Source organism: Streptomyces purpurascens (assembly GCF_045040895.1).
Classification (GTDB): Bacteria; Actinomycetota; Actinomycetes; order Streptomycetales; family Streptomycetaceae; genus Streptomyces; species Streptomyces purpurascens.
The window spans coordinates 8,060,078-8,074,937 of the sequence record NZ_CP108341.1 but is presented as its reverse complement, the minus strand read 5'-3'; the positions used below and the strand labels follow the sequence as shown (position 1 = coordinate 8,074,937).

Below are 14,860 nucleotides of genomic sequence, written 5' to 3'. Positions count from 1 at the left end.
CGATGTGCCCCTTATCGCCTGATGTCCGTCAATGCCCCGTGGTTCGCATCCCCTGTCAGTGCGCGCCGATCAGCGCCCGGCCCGTGCTGTCCCCGGCCGGCCGGCGCGCACCGCGTATCGCGGCCAGGCCGATGAAGACCATGGAGGACAGGCCCGCCAGCGCGAAGGCGGTGAAGCCCCAGTCGCCCTTGTTCGCGGCGAGCAGCTGGCCGCCGAGCCACGGCCCGAAGACGGCGCCGAAGCGGCCCATGCCGGAGGTCCAGCCGACGGCGGTGGCGCGGCTCTGAGGGGCCGAGCGGATGGAGACGGTCGCGTAGATCATGGTCTGGGCGCTGTTGAGGAAGACGCCGGTGAGGAAGACGACCGTGAAGGTCAGCGCGAGCGGCATCCGGATGCTGAGCAGGAAGACGCCGACGGCGGTCAGCGCGAACCAGATCGCCGAGATGCGCGGGGCACCGAACCAGTCGGAGGCGCGGCCCGCCACCAGCATGCCGACGATGCCGCCGAAGTTGAACAGGACGACGAAGGTGAGGGCGGAGCCGAGTTCGTAGCCCTGGCCGCGCATCAGGGTGGGCAGCCAGGTGGCGACGCCGTAGACCAGGAGCAGGCCGCCGAAGGACGCGACCCAGTAGAGCAGGGTCTGGATCCACTCGCCGCCGCGGAACAGGTGGGCCAGGGAGTCCCAGCGGGAGGGGGCGGGTGCGCCGTCTCCCGCCTTCGCCGGGGGGAGTTCGACGGCGTAGCGGCTCGCCAGTGCGTGCGCCTCCTCGGTGCGGCCCTTGGCGAGCAGGAAGCCGAGCGACTCGGGCAGGGACTTCGCGAGCACCGGCACGAAGAGCAGCGGGGCGACGCATACCCAGAAGGCGGCACGCCAGCCGAGCGGCTCGACGACCCACAGGGCCACGTAGGCGGAGAGGATGCCGCCGGCGTGGTGGGCCGTCATCAGCAGGCCGATGGTGAGGGCGCCGCGGCCTCGTGGGGCGTAGTCGGAGACCATGCTGATCGCGGTGGGCAGCAGGCCGCCGAGGCCGACGCCGGCGAGAGTGCGGCCGAGGCCGAACACCGCGATGCCGTTCGCCGTCGCGCACAGGCCGGAGGCCAGTGAGAAGAGGGCGACGCAGCCGACCATCAGCTTCTTGCGGCCGATCCGGTCGGCGACCGTGCCCGCGGTGAGGGCGCCGACCAGCATGCCGAAGGTGGCGTAACTGCCGAGGTCTCCGGCCTGGTCCGGCGTGATGCCGAGGGCCCGCTCCGCCAGCATGTGGGGCAGTACCGAGCCGTAGATGAACATGTCGAGGCCGTCGAAGAGGACGGCCAGCCAGCACAGGGCCACGACCAGGAGGGCGAGTCTGCTGCCGCGCATGGTCAGGGAGGGGGAAGAGGGCATCGTTGGTCTACCTCTCGTGTGGAAGGTGTTCCCTCAGGCGATCGGCGGTGTCCCGTGCGTGTGGAAGGACTCGATGGTCTTCAGCCCCCAGGCCTGGCCCTTGGCGCGCTCCGCCTCGGTCCAGGTGATCAGCGGCCAGTCGGGGGCCAGCACGAGGCGGGTGAGCGGGTTGCACAGTTCGACGCGGTTGCCGCCGGGCTCGTAGACGTACAGGAAGAACGTCTGCTGGATGGCGTGCTTGTGCGGGCCCGTCTCGATGAACACGCCGGTGTCGATGGCGAGATCGGCGGCGCGCAGGATGTCCTCGCGGGTGTCGGTGGCGAAGGCGATGTGGTGCAGGCGCCCCGTCGTGCCGGTCCGGTCCTCGGTGTAGACGACGTCGTAGGACTTGTCGGTGAAGGTCAGCCAACGGGCCGCGATGCGGCCGGAGTCGAGCCGGATCTGCTCGGTCGGCCGGGCGCCGAGGACGTGTTGCTGGAACTCGGCGTTCGCGAGGACGTCGGCGGCGAGGAAGTTGACGTGGTCGAGTCGCCGTACGCCGACTCCGCGGTTGGGCTTGGCCTGCGGCTGGTTCTTCAGCGCGGGTTTCAGCTCGCCGGGAGCCCGGTAGTACTCGCTCTCCCAGTACAGGGCGTGTTCGTGGCCGTCCGGGTCGGTGGTGACGTAGAGCTTGCCGAGGCCTGGTTCGTCCTCGGTCCAGTGGCCGGTGCCGCCGGCCTCCTCGACCGCCCGCACGCGGCGGTGCAGCGCCTCCTCGCTGGACGTGCGCAGGGCGAGCCGGCCGAGGCCCGGCCGGTCGCGGGCGGTGAGGACCAGGCTGTGGTGCTCGTAGTCGTCGTACGTCCGCAGATGGACCGTGCCGCCCTCCTGGCCGCTGACCGTGAGGCCCAGGTAGTCGGTGAAGAAGGCGACGCTGGCGTCCAGGTCGGGGGTGAAGAGCTGGGTGTGGCCGATGTGGGCGATGTCGCCCAGGGGCGGGGTCATCGGGAGTCCTTGAGGGGGTGAGCGGGGGCGGGGAACACGGTGCCGTCGAAGATCTTGCGGGCTGTGCGCACCACGGCCGTACGGCGGGCCACGGGCCTGCCCGCGGTGTCGGTGCCGACGGCGCACTCGATGTCCAGGAAGCCGGTGGGGTGTTCGAGGCGCACCCGGTCGCTTCCGGCGGGCAGGTGGGCGAGGTCCGCGCCGACGCCGCCCTCGACGCGCAGTCCGGCGGCGACACCGGCCGCGCCGAGCACGCCGATCGAGGGGTGGCAGCGTAGAGGGATGAAGGTGCGGGTGGTGACCGCGCCGCCGTCGCGGGGCGGGGCCAGCAGGGTCAGTTTGGGCACGGTCGTGTCCGCCACGTCGCCGAGCCCCATGAGCCGGCCCGCCTTCAGCCGGATCGCGTGCAGCCGGTCGGTGAGGACGGTGTTCTCTTCCAGGTCGGCGGGTGTCTCGTAGCCGGTGAGGCCGAGGGAGGCGGCCGCCATCAGCACGGTCGGCATGCCGTTGTCCACGCAGGTGACGCGGACGCCGTCGATGTCGTCCCGGGCGTTGCCGGTGGGGAGCAACGCGCCTTCGCCGGGCGGGAATTCGAGGGTCACGGGGGCGGCGGTGCCGGGGACGCCGGCGATCTCGGTGTCCCCCGTGTAGTCCACCCGGCCGCCCGGGGTGGCGAAGGACGCCGTCGCGAGGTCGCCCGAGTTGACCATGCGGATCCGGACGACGGTCCGCTCCTCCCCCGCCGGGACCAGTCCGCGTTCGACGGCGAACGGGCCGACAGCGGCCAGGATGTTTCCGCAGTTCTGGCGGTCACTCACCTCCGGTCGGTCGACGGCCACTTGGAGGAACAGGTAGTCGACGTCGGCGCGCGGGTCGGTGGAGGGCGACACCACGGCGGCCTTGCTGGTGAGCGGGTGCCCGCCGCCCAGGCCGTCGATCTGCCGTTCGTCGGGGCCGCCCATGACGCGCGGCAGGAGCGCGTCGCGGGCGTCCGGGTCGGCAGGCAGGTCCTCGGCGAGGAAGTAGGCGCCCCTGGAGGTGCCGCCGCGCATCAGCATGCAGCGCACGGTCACGGCCGCTCCCCGGACCGCAGATGGTCCTCGTAGGACGTGTACGTCACGCCGAGCCGCGCGAGCTGCTCGCGCAACCCGTAGCGGTCCAGGCCCAGTTGGCCGTCGAGGAAGGCGGCGCGGGTGGCGGCCTCCTTGCGCTCGCGGGCCTCGGAGGCCTCGGCCGCGCGCCGGGCCCGCTCGCGGGGGACGACCACGACGCCGTCGTCGTCGGCGAGGATCACGTCGCCGGGCCGGATCACCTGGCCGCCGATCACGACCGGCACGTTGACCGAGCCGCCGGTGGCCTTGACGGTGCCCTGGGCACAGACGGCGGCGGCCCAGGCGGGGAAGCCCAGGGCGCGCAGTTCGGCGGTGTCGCGGACGCCGGCGTTGATGACCAGGCCGCGCACGCCCCGCTGGAGCAGAGCTGTGGCGAACAGTTCGCCGAACATGCCGTCGGTGGAGGGCGAGGTGGTGGTCACCACCAGGACGTCGCCCGGGCCGCACTGCTCCACGGCGGCGTGGAGCATGAGGTTGTCGCCGGGCCAGCTGAGCACCGTGACGGCGGTGCCCGCGACCCGGGTGTCCTGCTGGACGGGGCGCAGGCCCGGGCCGAGCAGTCCGGTGCGGCCCATGGCCTCGTGCACGGTGGCGACGCCGTACCCGGCGAGAGCCTCGACGTCCTCGGGGTGGGCCTTGGGCGGGTCGGTGACGATGACGCCGCTCATGCCAGCTCCTTCGCGATCTGCGGGTAGGGGCGCATGTAGGCCTCGGCCAGGGTCTGGTGCGGCAGGCCGAGGTTGGGGCCCGCGTTGCGCTTGAGCTGGACGCCGCGGCGGACGGCGAGGTCGGTGTAGTAGTCCCACAGGTGCCGCTGGGCGGCGAGGCACTCCATGGCCTCGCGCTTGGTCTCCCAGACGTCGGTGATGTCGAGCAGCACCTCGGGCCGGAAGCCGCTCATCTCGGGCTGGTGCGGTTCGAAGCAGAAGACCGGCGGGGCGCCGATGATGTCGCCCTCGCCCGGGTAGCCGATGGCCTGGGCGAGGATCCGGGCCTCCAGGGCCATGCGGTGGGCGGCCGGGTGGTCGCCGTTGTACGGGTCGTCCGCCGGGTGGGTGAGCACGATGTCGGGCTGGACGTCCCGGTAGACCGCGACGAGCCGGTCGGTCAGCTCGGGGGTGACGAGGAGCGGGTAGTCGCCGGCGTCGAAGAAGCGGACCTCGGCGCCGAGGGCGGCGGCGGCCCGCTCGGCCTCCTCGCGGCGTATCGCCTTGATCTCCTCGAGCTTCTTCCCTTCGCGCCAGGCCTTGGCGGACTCCCCGCGCTCGCCGAACGTCAAGCACGCGATGGTGACCTTCTCGCCCCGGGAGGCGGCCAGGGCGATGGCGCCGCCCGCCCGCCACACGAAGTCGCCCGCGTGCGCGGTGACGGCGAGGGTGGACCGTGGTGGAGAGGTGGCGGGCGCGTTGCCGTGGGTCATGCTGCGTCTCCTTGCTGGACAGGTGCGCGCCCGCCTCGCGTCTCTCAGTCGCGCAGCGCCTCGATCACACTGCCGAGGTGGGCGCGGACGGCCGCCTCGGCCGCCTGCGGGTCCCTGGCCCTGATCGTCTCGATCATGGCCAGGTGCTCGTTCAGGGATTGCTGGGGGCGCCCCGGCCGCAGTGCCAACTGGAAGCGGTGGCGCACCAGTTGGGCGTTGAGCCGCTCCAGCAGTTCCACGGCCGTCCGCTGGCCGGAGAACTCCCGGACGCGGGCGTGCAGTTCGTGGTTGAGGTCCGAGTAGGTGACCGGTTCGCCGTCGGCCACGGCCTTGGTCATCGCCGTGCCGAGGGCGGTCAGTTCGGCCAGTTGCTCGTCGCTCGCCGCCACGGCCGCCTTCGCCGCGCACAGCCCTTCCAGGGCCATGCGGCACTCGGTGATGGCGACCGCTTCCTCCACGGTCACCACCCGCACCCGCGAACCGCGGTTGCGGATCCGCTCGACCAGTCCCTGGGCCTCCAGATCGATCAGTGCCGCCCGGATGCTGGCCCTCGTCACACCGAACTGCTCGGCGAGTTCGTTCTCCACCAGCCGCTGCGCCGGTGCCATCTCGCCGTGCAGGATCGCCTGCCGCAGCTGCGCGAGCGCGTGCTGCTTGGCCTGCTCTCCGGTGCTCGGACGGGCTTGAGTCGGCATGCGTTGCCCTCCCTGAGTGAGTGCCTGTCGAACCTAAATCTAGCCAAACAAGATTGTCAACAATTTCGTCGGCCAGATTGCTCGCAGGTGCTCAGTCAGGGAGGGCTTCGGTGAGTACGGTCGCCAGGGTGAACCTCGTGATGTCGGCGAGATAGCCGTAGTCGAGCGTGTCCGGAGCGTCGGAGGTCCGGTGGTAGTGCGGGTTCCCCTCCCCTTCGTACGCACCGATCGCCACGTCTCCCCGCGCTTCGAACGGCATGTAGTCACTGGCGAAGATGGGGCCGAGGCGCACCGGCAGCGCCGTGTGGTCCGCCGCCGCCTGCGCCATGACCGCGCCGAAGGCGTGCGAGGCGGCGTCGTTGCCCGGCACGGCGTTCCCCAGGTCGCGCTCCACCGTCACGGTGCCGTCCTGCGGAGGTCTGCCCACCATGTCCAGGTTCACGACCCGGCAGGGCGCGGCCCCCGCGGCCTGGAGCGCCGCCGAGTACGCCGTGGCGCCCCACAGTCCCTGTTCCTCGCCGGAGAAGGCCGCGAATTGAACCGTGCCGTCCAGGGCGACCGGGGCGAGCAGGCGGGCGATCTCGAGGGTCGCGGCCACCCCGCTGGCGTTGTCGTCCGCGCCCGGTGCGCGGGCCGCGGCGTCGTCCGGGTCCTGCATGCGGCAGTCGTAGTGGGCGCACAGGATGATGACGGGCCCGTCGGCCGCCGTGCCGGGCTTGGTGCAGATCACGTTGTCGGCGCTGTGACCGGCGTTGGTCCAGGTGCGTCTGGTCACCTCCGGGTATCCCGCCGCCGACAGCCGGTCCACGACCTCGTCGGCGGCCGGTCCGATGAACGGTGAGAAGGTGTGCCGCGTCGGGAAGTTCGCCAGTGCCTCCACGGTGTCGCGCAGCTCGTCCGCCGACACCGACGCGACGAGCGGGGCGATCGACTCGTCCGCACGCTTGCCCGTCACACCGCGTTCCGCCGACACGAAGGGTTCGGCGGGGCTGGGCGGGTGGCCCTTGAGCGGTGGCGCGAGCGGCAGGCCCTCGAGCACGTCGCGGTCCATCTCCTGCCTCCTCAGCCGGTGTGGAGGGCGGGCTGGCAGTAGGCACAGCCGCTGTAGCCGCGGGCGAGCGCGTCCTCGGCGCGCAGGAAGGGCACCTTGCCGCCGGCGCCGAGCCTGGACCAGTGCGGGCAGGTGGAGACGTGCAGTTCGCCGCTGCGCGGGTTGCCGAAGAAGAAGTCCTCCAGTTCCTTCACGGCCGTGATCTGGATGGTCATCCGCCCCGCGATCTGCCCGTCCTGGTACTGGGTGGCCACGAAGGGATAGAGCCGGAGGTGCTCCGCGTGCTGGGAGAAGTCGATCGTGATGTCGGCCGCCACCCGGTCGTCGGGCTCCAGCGTGAACCCGTCGACGACGGCCGTCCCGCCTCCGGGCATCTCCAGCGTCGAGCGCACCGCGCCCGCCTCGGTCACGGTGCAGCCGGTCAGCTCCGCGTCCCGCGTGACGCGGGTCAGCGTGCGGATCGAGACCCGGCTGTCGTCCGGCAGGGCGGTCGCGTCCAAGTGCCAGGAACCGGCGGTCTTGGCGAGGCCGCCGCGCAGCGTGATCGACATGTGCGTCTTGCCGCCCGGTGTGACGAGCTGCGGCGCCACGTTGCGCTGCGCCACGTTGTTGTCGAACCGCACCAGGTGCCCGTGCGGCACGGGCCCGTTGAGGGTGGCGGTGATGGCGGGGTCGGGGGCGCCGTGCACGACGGCGACCAGGCATTCGTGGTCGGCGATCTGCGGGGTCCACACGAGGGGTCCCACCCGCACCGCCCCGCCCGCGGGGATCGGCTGGTCGATCACCACCGTGCCCAGCGACCGGAAGTGCGTCGGCCAGAGCATCCCCGTGCCCGGATCGCACCGGAACGCCTCCACCTGGAACGCTCCGCTCGCGGCCTCCTGGGTCCCTCGGTTGTGCACCCGCACATAGAGGAAGTTGGGCCGGTCGTTGACGGGCGGCTCGTGGCCGAGCTCGGGATTGTCGCCCGTACTGATGTCGTTGTTGCGGACCCAGATGTCCGGCGACTCCCAGAACGGGACACCGCTCGGCACGGTGCCGAGGTCGGCGGGGTTGTCGCCGATGTAGACGTCCACCGGCCGCGGCGCCCACAGCCCCTGGTTCACGAAGGCCTCGTCCAACACCTTGCTGTAGAGGCCGCCGGTGAGCGAGGAGTCGGCGGTGATGCAGCCCCTGGCCATGCTCACGGCATGGCCGCGCGCCGAGGAGGTGTCGTCCGGCACGATGAGCAGCATCTCCAGCATCGTCCTGTTGATCGCGTCGGCCGCCGCGATCCGTACGGCGGGATCGGGCGAGTCGCCTCCCATGCCCAGATAGCACCGCCACAGTGCCGTGCCGAGCATCGAGTTGCGCAGGTTGACGCCGAAGCCGTTGAACGCCGGAGCGTCGAAGCGCTGGGGGACATCGAGCCGTCGCTCGGTGCTCCACCGGTCGGTCGCGTTGTTGTCGAAGGGGAACGTCTCGGTGCGCCGGTGCCCGTCGGGGTTGAACCGGTCGCGGTAGATCGCGGGCAGCGCGTCGCAGACGCTGTGCTCGTACGAGCCGGAGCCGCCGTGCTGGGCGTCGAGCCAGTCGAACACGCCGTGGGTGTACTCGTGGCCGATGACGCCGAGGTCGCCCGCGTCGGGTGCGCCGCCCTCGCCGAAGCGGATCCGCGGGGGTGTCAGCGTGCCGTGCCATTCGCTCTGGTCCTGGCCGTCATAGGCCTGGGCGTCGACCTCGACCTTGGCCATGTTGGTGTTGAGCGTCGTATTGCCCAGGGTGCGCAGATAGCGCGCGAAGGAGTCGAGCCAGTAGTAGGCGTTGGCGCTCAGGAAGGCGCGGTCGGCGGGGTAGGGCCGGTAGGTGAAGTCCGGCGACGTCTCCTCCGGCTGGGGGAAGGCCGGGGTGTCCCAGTCGGTGCACCGGAACCAGTCCCCGTCGAGCCGGAACCTGCCCCCGGCGGCCGGAGCGACCTCCGCCTGGACGTCCCGGCAGGAGGTGTCGAGGGTGGCCGCGCTGGAACCGCCGTGCACGGTGGCGTCGTCGGACGCGGTCACGGGGTCGGGCATGAAGACCCTGAGGCCGGCCGTTACGTATTTCCCCGCGAGGGCGAGCCAGAGCAGTTTGCCGGAGACGGCGTCCATGACGACCCGGAAATGCTCGAAGGGGCCGGTGGTCTCGACGAGCAGATCGTGGACGAGATGGAGGGCGCCGTCGGGCTTCTGCCCCTTTTTCAGCAGGGCGATCGACGCGGTGGGATAGTCGGTTTCCGGCAACGGGGGCCTGTCCGTGTCCCGCAGGTACACCAGCTCGTCCCTGACGATTCCGGCGGATGCGAAATCGACCTGGAACGGCGCGAGGGCGTTCTTCCGCACGGCGTCGAGCGGCTGGGCCGTGCCGGGGTCGGGGGCATCCGTGACATCGACCTCCGCCGTGTGATCGACCTGGATGACGGCGGCCTGCTGCACATCGGCCACGGCCTGAACGGTGGCGCCCACGATCGGCAGGTCGTGGTGGAACTGCTGGTAGCGGACGCGCAGGGTGGCCGCGCCTTCGGCGGAATTCACCTCGCGCAGGTCGATGCGCTCGGTCCTGAGGTCCTGGGAGCGCGCCTTCATGAAACGGTCGATGGCCTTGCGAGCCGTCGGCGCGCGGGTCAGGGTCGCCCCGGGATCCGCGTAGGCCCGCAGAACACCGTCGGCGTCCGTGTGTTCACCCACATCCGGAACCATTCTCAGCGGCTTGTCGGCCTCCGGGCCCGGCATGTTCCTCTGCTGTTCGGCGTGGTGCGCATTCATGGGATGCCTCCTCCAGCGAACGTGGAGGGAAAGAGAAGAAAACGCCAAGCCGCCTTGGCACTCTCGGATTTGGGGGTGTCGGGATAAATTCTAGTCCCGCGTACCAGGGGCGGCGACTTGGGAAATCCCGCCGGAATCAGCCTCGTTGAAAACGAAACGTCGTCCCGCGGACTTCCAGCGTCGGCGTCGCCAGGTGCACGCGCCCCTCTCCCCCGGGTCGTTCGAAACGGTCGAGGAGGAAGCGGGCGGCGCGGCGGCCGACCTCGTGGCCGGCGTTGTCGACGGTGGTGAGCCACAGATGGCGCAGCCGGGAGATGCTCGTGTTGTCGTAGCCGACGAGGGACACGTCGTGCGGGACGCGCAGGCCGAGTTCCTCCGCCGCCGAGAGGGCGCCGACGCAGGTGATGTCGTTGACGGCGAAGACGGCCGTGGGCCGGTCGGGGCGGTTGAGGAGGCGGACGGCCGCGCGGTAGCCGCCCTCCTCGGTCATGTCGCCGGTCTCGACGACGGCCCGGTCCGCCAGGCCGTGCTCCCGCATCGTCGCCTCGAAGCTGCGGCGGCGCAGTTCGCCGACTGCGCCGTAGCCGGCGAGGTGTGCGATGCGGCGGTGGCCGAGGCCGATGAGGTGCTCGGTGACCAGCCGGGCGCCCTTCTCGTCGTCGCCCGCGACCTGGTCCACCCCGGGCGGCACCGGCTCACGGGCGCCCGCCAGGACGACCGGCATGCGCGCGGCCACCGCGCCGAGGGCCGCCGGGTCGGGCAGGGTGCCGACCACGACCAGCCCGTCGACGCGCAGGTCCAGCAGCGGGTCGGCCGGGTCCTGGCCGGTGCGGCGGTTCAGGCGCGCGTCGGCCAGCAGCATGTGCAGACCGTGGGCGTGCAGCAGGGAGTTCAGGCCGTCGAGGAGATCGACGAACCAGGGGTTGCGCAGGTCGTTGAGGAGGACACCGACCGTGCGGGTGCGCTGTTCGCTGAGGCTGCGGGCGGCGGCGTTGGGCCGGTAGCCGAGCTCCCGGGCGGCCCGGAGCACCGCTTCCCGCTTCTCGGGGCGCACCTGGTCGGAGCCGCGCAGCACCAGGGAGACCAGCGACTTGGAGACACCGGCCCGTTCGGCCACGTCACGGATCGTCGGCGGTCTCATGGGATGGACCGTTCCATGTGGGTCCGCTGCTTGTCAAAGGCTTGACATCCATGGGAAACCGCGCTCAGGGTGGGCTGGACAGGTTCTGGAACGGTCCAAAGAGGGGCTCTCATGGTGGACACGCTCGGCGTCGCCGTCATCGGATTCGGCTGGATGGGGCGGGTGCACACCCAGGCGTACGCACGCGTGCGGCACCACTATCCGCGACTGCCCCTCGTCCCGGAGCTGGTGACGGTCGCCGAGGAGGTGCCGGGCCGGGCGGAGGAGGCCGCCGCGCAGTTCGGGTTCGCCTCGACGACGCGGGACTGGCGCGAGGTGGCCGCCGACCCGCGGGTGGAGGCGGTCAGCATCACCGCGCCGAACTTCCTGCACCGCGAGATCGGCGTCGCCATGGCCGAGGCGGGCAAGCACATCTGGATCGAGAAGCCGGTGGGTCTGACCGCCGAGGACGCCGGCGCCGTGGCGGACGCGGTGGCCAAGGCGGGCGTGCAGGGCGCCGTCGGCTTCAACTACCGCAACGCGCCCGCCGTCGAAGCGGCCCGCGAGCTGATCGCCTCCGGGGAGATCGGCACGGTCACGCATGTCCGGATCCGGCTGTTCAGCGACTACGCGGCCCATCCCGAGGGGGCGCTGACCTGGCGGTACGAGCGGGATCGGGGCGGCAGCGGGGTCCTGGGCGACCTGGCCTCCCACGGCACCGACCTGGCCCGGCATCTGCTCGGCGACATCACGTCCCTCACCGCCGACAGCGCGATCTTCCTGCCCGAGCGGGCCCGCCCGACCGGCGCCACGGCGGGCCACAGCCGCGCCTCCGGCGGGGAACTCGGCCCCGTCGAGAACGAGGACTACGTCAGCTGCCTGCTGCGCTTCGCCTCCGGGGCCCGCGGGGTCCTGGAGGCCTGCCGGGTCTCGGTCGGCGAGCAGAACAACTACGGCTTCGAGGTGCACGGCACGAAGGGCGCGGTGTTCTGGGACTTCCGCCGCATGAACGAACTGGGCATCAGCCGCGGCACGACCTACCAGGACCAGTCCGTCACCACGGTGTACGCCGGCCCGGGCCACGGCGAGTTCGCCGCGTTCCAGCCCGGTGCTGCGAACTCGATGGGCTACGACGACCTGAAGGTCATCGAGGCGTACCGCTTCCTCCGGTCGGTCGCGGAGGGCACTCCGCACGGGGCGACGCTCACGGACGCCGTGCACAGTGCGGCCACGCTGGACGCGATGGCGCGGTCGGTGGCCAGCGGTGCCTGGGCGGACGTGTCCGCGGGGGCATGACGTTCAGGCCTGCTTCTGGAGGCGGCGGCCGAGGACGAACCTCACCGGGACGAGGACCAGCCACAGCCACATGGCGTGGGGCCCCATCACCAGGGCCAGCGGGGCGGTCACGGCGAACACCACCACCATCGTGGCGCTGTCGACGAGGTAGAGCGTGGTACCGGCCTCGGAGGGGGTGCCGCCACGGAGCCAGGGGCGTTTGGCCAGGAGGGCGGCCAGCGCCAGGTGACCGGCGCCCAGCGCGGCGACCGCCCCCGCGTAGACGGCGACCGAGACGGGCTGGTCGCCGTACTCCGCGAGCAGCCTGGTCGGGAAGGGCACCAGGGCCGCGACACCCAGTCCGGCGATGGACAGGGTGATCACCTGTCCGTCGACCTCCCGCACCTCACGGAAGATCCTGCGATGGTCGTGCCAGAAGCTGCCGAGCACCGTGACGCTGAGCGCGTAGGCCCCGAGGTCCGGGAGCAGCCGGCGCAGGGCCTGGTCGTACTGGGCCGTGTCCAGTCCCCGCGGTACGTAGAGGTCCAGGACGAGCAGCGTGATGGCGATGGCGAACACACCGTCGGCGAGCGTCAGCAACCGGTCGGGCCCGCCGTCCGGGCGCGATGTCCACATGGGCACGACGGTAAGGGCCGCGCCGCGACACGTTCGGCATCCACGCCCGGCCACGTACCGGCCTCACCCCACCTCACACACCCGCGGCCTGCGGCGGCATGTTGTACGGCGTCACCACCTGGATCGCCGACGGCAGGGTCGGTCCCGCCGGCGGCAGCGCGTCGTGCGCCCGCATGACGGTGTGGCAGGCCTCGCGTACGTCCTGGCGCAGGTCGTGGTGGAGCACGGCGGACAGGCGGTGCTCGCGCAGCAGCCGGGTGTTGTCGTGGTCGAGGTCGTGCGCGACGAACACGGCGCACTCGCGGCCGAGGTCCTCGAACGCCCTGAGCGTGGCGATGTTGCCGCCGCCGATCGAATACACCGCGCGGATGTCCGGGTCGCGTGCCAGCGCGGCGCGGACGAGGTCGTACTGGGTGGCGTCCAGGCCCTGCCCCTCGGCGATCTCGACCAGCGTGCGCTCGGGGTGCCGGGCGCGCATCCCACCGCGGAAGCCCATCTCGCGCTCCTCCTCGTTGCGGAAGAAGCCGCTGCTGAGGCTCGTGAGGATGTTGCCCGGCCGGTCGCCGAGCCACTGTCCCATCAGATACGCGGCCGTCGCCCCCGCCGCCCGGTCGTCGATGCCGACATAGGCACGGCGGGCGCTGGCGGGCAGGTCGGTCACCAGGGTCACGACCGGGATGCCGGCGGCTTCGAGCCGGCCGACCGCGGCGGTGACCTCGGGAACGTCCGGAGCCTTGAGGATCACGCCCTGCGAGCCGCGCCGGGCGATCCGGTCCAGGGTCCGCACCAGTTCCCCGACCGGGCCGGTCTCGCGGAAGTGGAAGCGGGAGCGCAGCACCGCCGGGTGCAGGGACGGCAGCTCGGCCTCCAGGGCGGCGCGGATCGCCGTGGTGAAGCGCTCGGGTGCCTGCATCACGATGTCGACCATGAACGTCCGGCCGACGAGCCGGACCTGCGTGCGCTGCCGGTCCAGATCGGCTATCGCGCGACGCACCTCCTGCTCGGTGCTCTCCCGCACCCCGCCCCGGCCGTTGAGCACCCGGTCGACGGTCGCCTCGCTCAGTCCCGCCTGACGCGCGATCTCCCGGATCGGGAAGGGGTGGCCCATGCGCCGGCTCCTTGAGGGGTTTTTGATGGCTGCCTGCTGGTTGTTCGAGGTGTTTGTACTGACAAGAATGACAGGGCTGCGTCGCTCCGTGACCCCCGAAGGGACGACGATGTCCTTCACTTCCGTGCACCACCGTGCCTGGCTGTCCGAGCAGGACTGCGATCTCGACGCGTTCCGCGCCCTGGTCGAGCAGGCGACGGACCCCGCCGACTATCCGCACGCCTCCGCCGTGGAGCGGAACGTGCCGGTCTACGACACCGGTCTGCTCGAGGGCGACCGGGTGGTCCAGGCCGAGCTGGTGCGGGCGCTCGCCGACGGCCCCGGCATCGTCGTCTTCCGCGGCGCCTTTCCCGACCCGGAGGTCGTGGACCGGGCCACCGCCGTGTTCGACGCCCTGATCGCCGAGCAGCGCGCCTCGGGTGCGACGGCCGGTGACCATTTCGCGAAGCCTGGTGCCAACGACCGGGTGTGGAACGCGCTGGAGAAGGCGGCCCTGTACGACGCGGAGTGCTTCGCCGACTACTACGCCAACGAGGTGCTCGCGCTGGTCGCCACGGCCTGGCTGGGCCCCGGCTACCAGGTCACCTCCCAGCTCAACGTGGTCAACCCGGGCGGCGCCGCGCAGAGCGCGCACCGCGACTACCACCTGGGTTTCCTTCCGAACGAGGTCGCCGCCGCCTACCCCGCGCACGTGCATCGCCTCTCCCCCGTGCTGACCCTCCAGGGCGCGGTCGCGCACTGCGACATGCCGGTGGAGTCCGGGCCGACGATGTACCTGCCGCACTCGCAGAAGTACGAACCGGGCTATCTCGCCTGGCGGCTTCCGCGATTCCGGGCGTACTTCGAGGCGCACCAGGTGCAGCTGCCGCTCGCGAAGGGCGACGCGGTCTTCTTCAACCCGGCCCTCTTCCACGCCGCCGGCACCAACCGCTCGGCGGACATCCGGCGCATGGCCAACCTGCTGCAGGTGTCGTCCGCGTTCGGGCGCGCGATGGAGACGGTGGACCGGGAGGCCGTGGCGAACGCGGTCTACCCGGCGCTGCTCAAGCGCCGGGCCGAGGGTGCCGACCAGGCGTGGCTGGACCGGGTGATCGCGGCGAGCGCCGAGGGCTACCCCTTCCCCACCAACCTCGACAGCGACCCGCCGGTCGACGGCCTGGCCCCGCCCTCGCAGGCGGATCTGCTGCGGCGGGCGCTGCGCGAGAGGTGGACGCCGGAGGCGCTCCGCGCGGAGTTGCGGGCCGGCACCGAACGGCGCGAGAGCTAGTGCCCCGGCTCTGGAGAGCCGGCGA

At 71.7% G+C, this 14,860-nt stretch carries 13 protein-coding genes; 2 read left to right on the top strand and 11 right to left on the bottom strand.

The window, feature by feature from the left end:
• Nucleotides 1–55 precede the first annotated feature (55 nt).
• From OHU35_RS36725 to OHU35_RS36685, 9 genes are all read right to left on the bottom strand, one after another.
• On the bottom strand, nucleotides 56–1,387 hold the full coding sequence (locus tag OHU35_RS36725; protein ID WP_405508366.1) for an MFS transporter: 1,332 nt from the start codon (nucleotides 1,385–1,387) through the stop codon (nucleotides 56–58).
• Between the two features lie 33 nt (nucleotides 1,388–1,420).
• Complete coding sequence (locus OHU35_RS36720) at nucleotides 1,421–2,371, bottom strand: VOC family protein (protein ID WP_405508364.1); 951 nt, start codon at nucleotides 2,369–2,371, stop codon at nucleotides 1,421–1,423.
• On the bottom strand, nucleotides 2,368–3,429 hold the full coding sequence (locus OHU35_RS36715) for a 4-oxalomesaconate tautomerase (protein ID WP_189726299.1): 1,062 nt from the start codon (nucleotides 3,427–3,429) through the stop codon (nucleotides 2,368–2,370). Before OHU35_RS36715 ends, OHU35_RS36720 begins: the two co-directional genes overlap by 4 nt.
• An 11-nt stretch (nucleotides 3,430–3,440) precedes the next feature.
• A complete protein-coding gene (locus OHU35_RS36710; RefSeq protein ID WP_189725941.1) occupies nucleotides 3,441–4,151 on the bottom strand; it encodes a 4-carboxy-4-hydroxy-2-oxoadipate aldolase/oxaloacetate decarboxylase in 711 nt (236 codons plus the stop codon).
• The gene (locus OHU35_RS36705; RefSeq protein WP_405508361.1) at nucleotides 4,148–4,903 is read right to left on the bottom strand and encodes a PIG-L deacetylase family protein; all 756 of its coding nucleotides are present in this window, start codon (nucleotides 4,901–4,903) and stop codon (nucleotides 4,148–4,150) included. Before OHU35_RS36705 ends, OHU35_RS36710 begins: the two co-directional genes overlap by 4 nt.
• A gap of 44 nt (nucleotides 4,904–4,947) precedes the next feature.
• The gene (locus OHU35_RS36700) at nucleotides 4,948–5,598 is read right to left on the bottom strand and encodes a GntR family transcriptional regulator (RefSeq protein ID WP_189725943.1); all 651 of its coding nucleotides are present in this window, start codon (nucleotides 5,596–5,598) and stop codon (nucleotides 4,948–4,950) included.
• A gap of 91 nt (nucleotides 5,599–5,689) precedes the next feature.
• Nucleotides 5,690–6,649, bottom strand: a complete 960-nt coding sequence (locus OHU35_RS36695; RefSeq protein ID WP_405508360.1) for a M28 family metallopeptidase — start codon at nucleotides 6,647–6,649, stop codon at nucleotides 5,690–5,692.
• Nucleotides 6,650–6,660: 11 nt separating this feature from the next.
• On the bottom strand, nucleotides 6,661–9,429 hold the full coding sequence (locus tag OHU35_RS36690) for a hypothetical protein (RefSeq protein WP_405508358.1): 2,769 nt from the start codon (nucleotides 9,427–9,429) through the stop codon (nucleotides 6,661–6,663).
• Between the two features lie 136 nt (nucleotides 9,430–9,565).
• Complete coding sequence (locus OHU35_RS36685; protein ID WP_189725946.1) at nucleotides 9,566–10,570, bottom strand: LacI family DNA-binding transcriptional regulator; 1,005 nt, start codon at nucleotides 10,568–10,570, stop codon at nucleotides 9,566–9,568.
• A 111-nt stretch (nucleotides 10,571–10,681) separates the two neighbouring features.
• Between OHU35_RS36685 and OHU35_RS36680 the strand changes: the two genes are divergently transcribed.
• Nucleotides 10,682–11,845, top strand: a complete 1,164-nt coding sequence (locus OHU35_RS36680) for a Gfo/Idh/MocA family protein (RefSeq protein WP_189725947.1) — start codon at nucleotides 10,682–10,684, stop codon at nucleotides 11,843–11,845.
• Between the two features lie 3 nt (nucleotides 11,846–11,848).
• On the opposite strand, the gene OHU35_RS36675 is transcribed toward OHU35_RS36680, so the two are convergent.
• On the bottom strand, nucleotides 11,849–12,460 hold the full coding sequence (locus tag OHU35_RS36675; protein ID WP_359889683.1) for a TMEM175 family protein: 612 nt from the start codon (nucleotides 12,458–12,460) through the stop codon (nucleotides 11,849–11,851).
• A gap of 73 nt (nucleotides 12,461–12,533) precedes the next feature.
• On the bottom strand, nucleotides 12,534–13,568 hold the full coding sequence (locus OHU35_RS36670; RefSeq protein WP_405508355.1) for a LacI family DNA-binding transcriptional regulator: 1,035 nt from the start codon (nucleotides 13,566–13,568) through the stop codon (nucleotides 12,534–12,536).
• Nucleotides 13,569–13,677: 109 nt separating this feature from the next.
• On the opposite strand from OHU35_RS36670, the gene OHU35_RS36665 reads away from it, so the two are divergent.
• A complete protein-coding gene (locus tag OHU35_RS36665) occupies nucleotides 13,678–14,835 on the top strand; it encodes a phytanoyl-CoA dioxygenase family protein (protein WP_189725950.1) in 1,158 nt (385 codons plus the stop codon).
• The last annotated feature ends 25 nt before the right edge of the window (nucleotides 14,836–14,860 follow it).

What these genes read in the sequence shown, in the direction of transcription:
- OHU35_RS36670 (WP_405508355.1), bottom strand. Translation starts at nt 13,568, where the DNA reads ATGGGCCACCCCTTCCCGATCCGGGAGATCGCGCGTCAGGCGGGACTG.
- OHU35_RS36710 (WP_189725941.1), bottom strand. Translation starts at nt 4,151, where the DNA reads ATGAGCGGCGTCATCGTCACCGACCCGCCCAAGGCCCACCCCGAGGAC.
- OHU35_RS36685 (WP_189725946.1), bottom strand. Translation starts at nt 10,570, where the DNA reads ATGAGACCGCCGACGATCCGTGACGTGGCCGAACGGGCCGGTGTCTCC.
- OHU35_RS36675 (WP_359889683.1), bottom strand. Translation starts at nt 12,460, where the DNA reads ATGTGGACATCGCGCCCGGACGGCGGGCCCGACCGGTTGCTGACGCTC.
- OHU35_RS36690 (WP_405508358.1), bottom strand. Translation starts at nt 9,429, where the DNA reads ATGAATGCGCACCACGCCGAACAGCAGAGGAACATGCCGGGCCCGGAG.
- OHU35_RS36715 (WP_189726299.1), bottom strand. Translation starts at nt 3,429, where the DNA reads ATGCTGATGCGCGGCGGCACCTCCAGGGGCGCCTACTTCCTCGCCGAG.
- OHU35_RS36700 (WP_189725943.1), bottom strand. Translation starts at nt 5,598, where the DNA reads ATGCCGACTCAAGCCCGTCCGAGCACCGGAGAGCAGGCCAAGCAGCAC.
- OHU35_RS36665 (WP_189725950.1), top strand. Translation starts at nt 13,678, where the DNA reads ATGTCCTTCACTTCCGTGCACCACCGTGCCTGGCTGTCCGAGCAGGAC.
- OHU35_RS36725 (WP_405508366.1), bottom strand. Translation starts at nt 1,387, where the DNA reads ATGCCCTCTTCCCCCTCCCTGACCATGCGCGGCAGCAGACTCGCCCTC.
- OHU35_RS36680 (WP_189725947.1), top strand. Translation starts at nt 10,682, where the DNA reads ATGGTGGACACGCTCGGCGTCGCCGTCATCGGATTCGGCTGGATGGGG.
- OHU35_RS36695 (WP_405508360.1), bottom strand. Translation starts at nt 6,649, where the DNA reads ATGGACCGCGACGTGCTCGAGGGCCTGCCGCTCGCGCCACCGCTCAAG.
- OHU35_RS36705 (WP_405508361.1), bottom strand. Translation starts at nt 4,903, where the DNA reads ATGACCCACGGCAACGCGCCCGCCACCTCTCCACCACGGTCCACCCTC.
- OHU35_RS36720 (WP_405508364.1), bottom strand. Translation starts at nt 2,371, where the DNA reads ATGACCCCGCCCCTGGGCGACATCGCCCACATCGGCCACACCCAGCTC.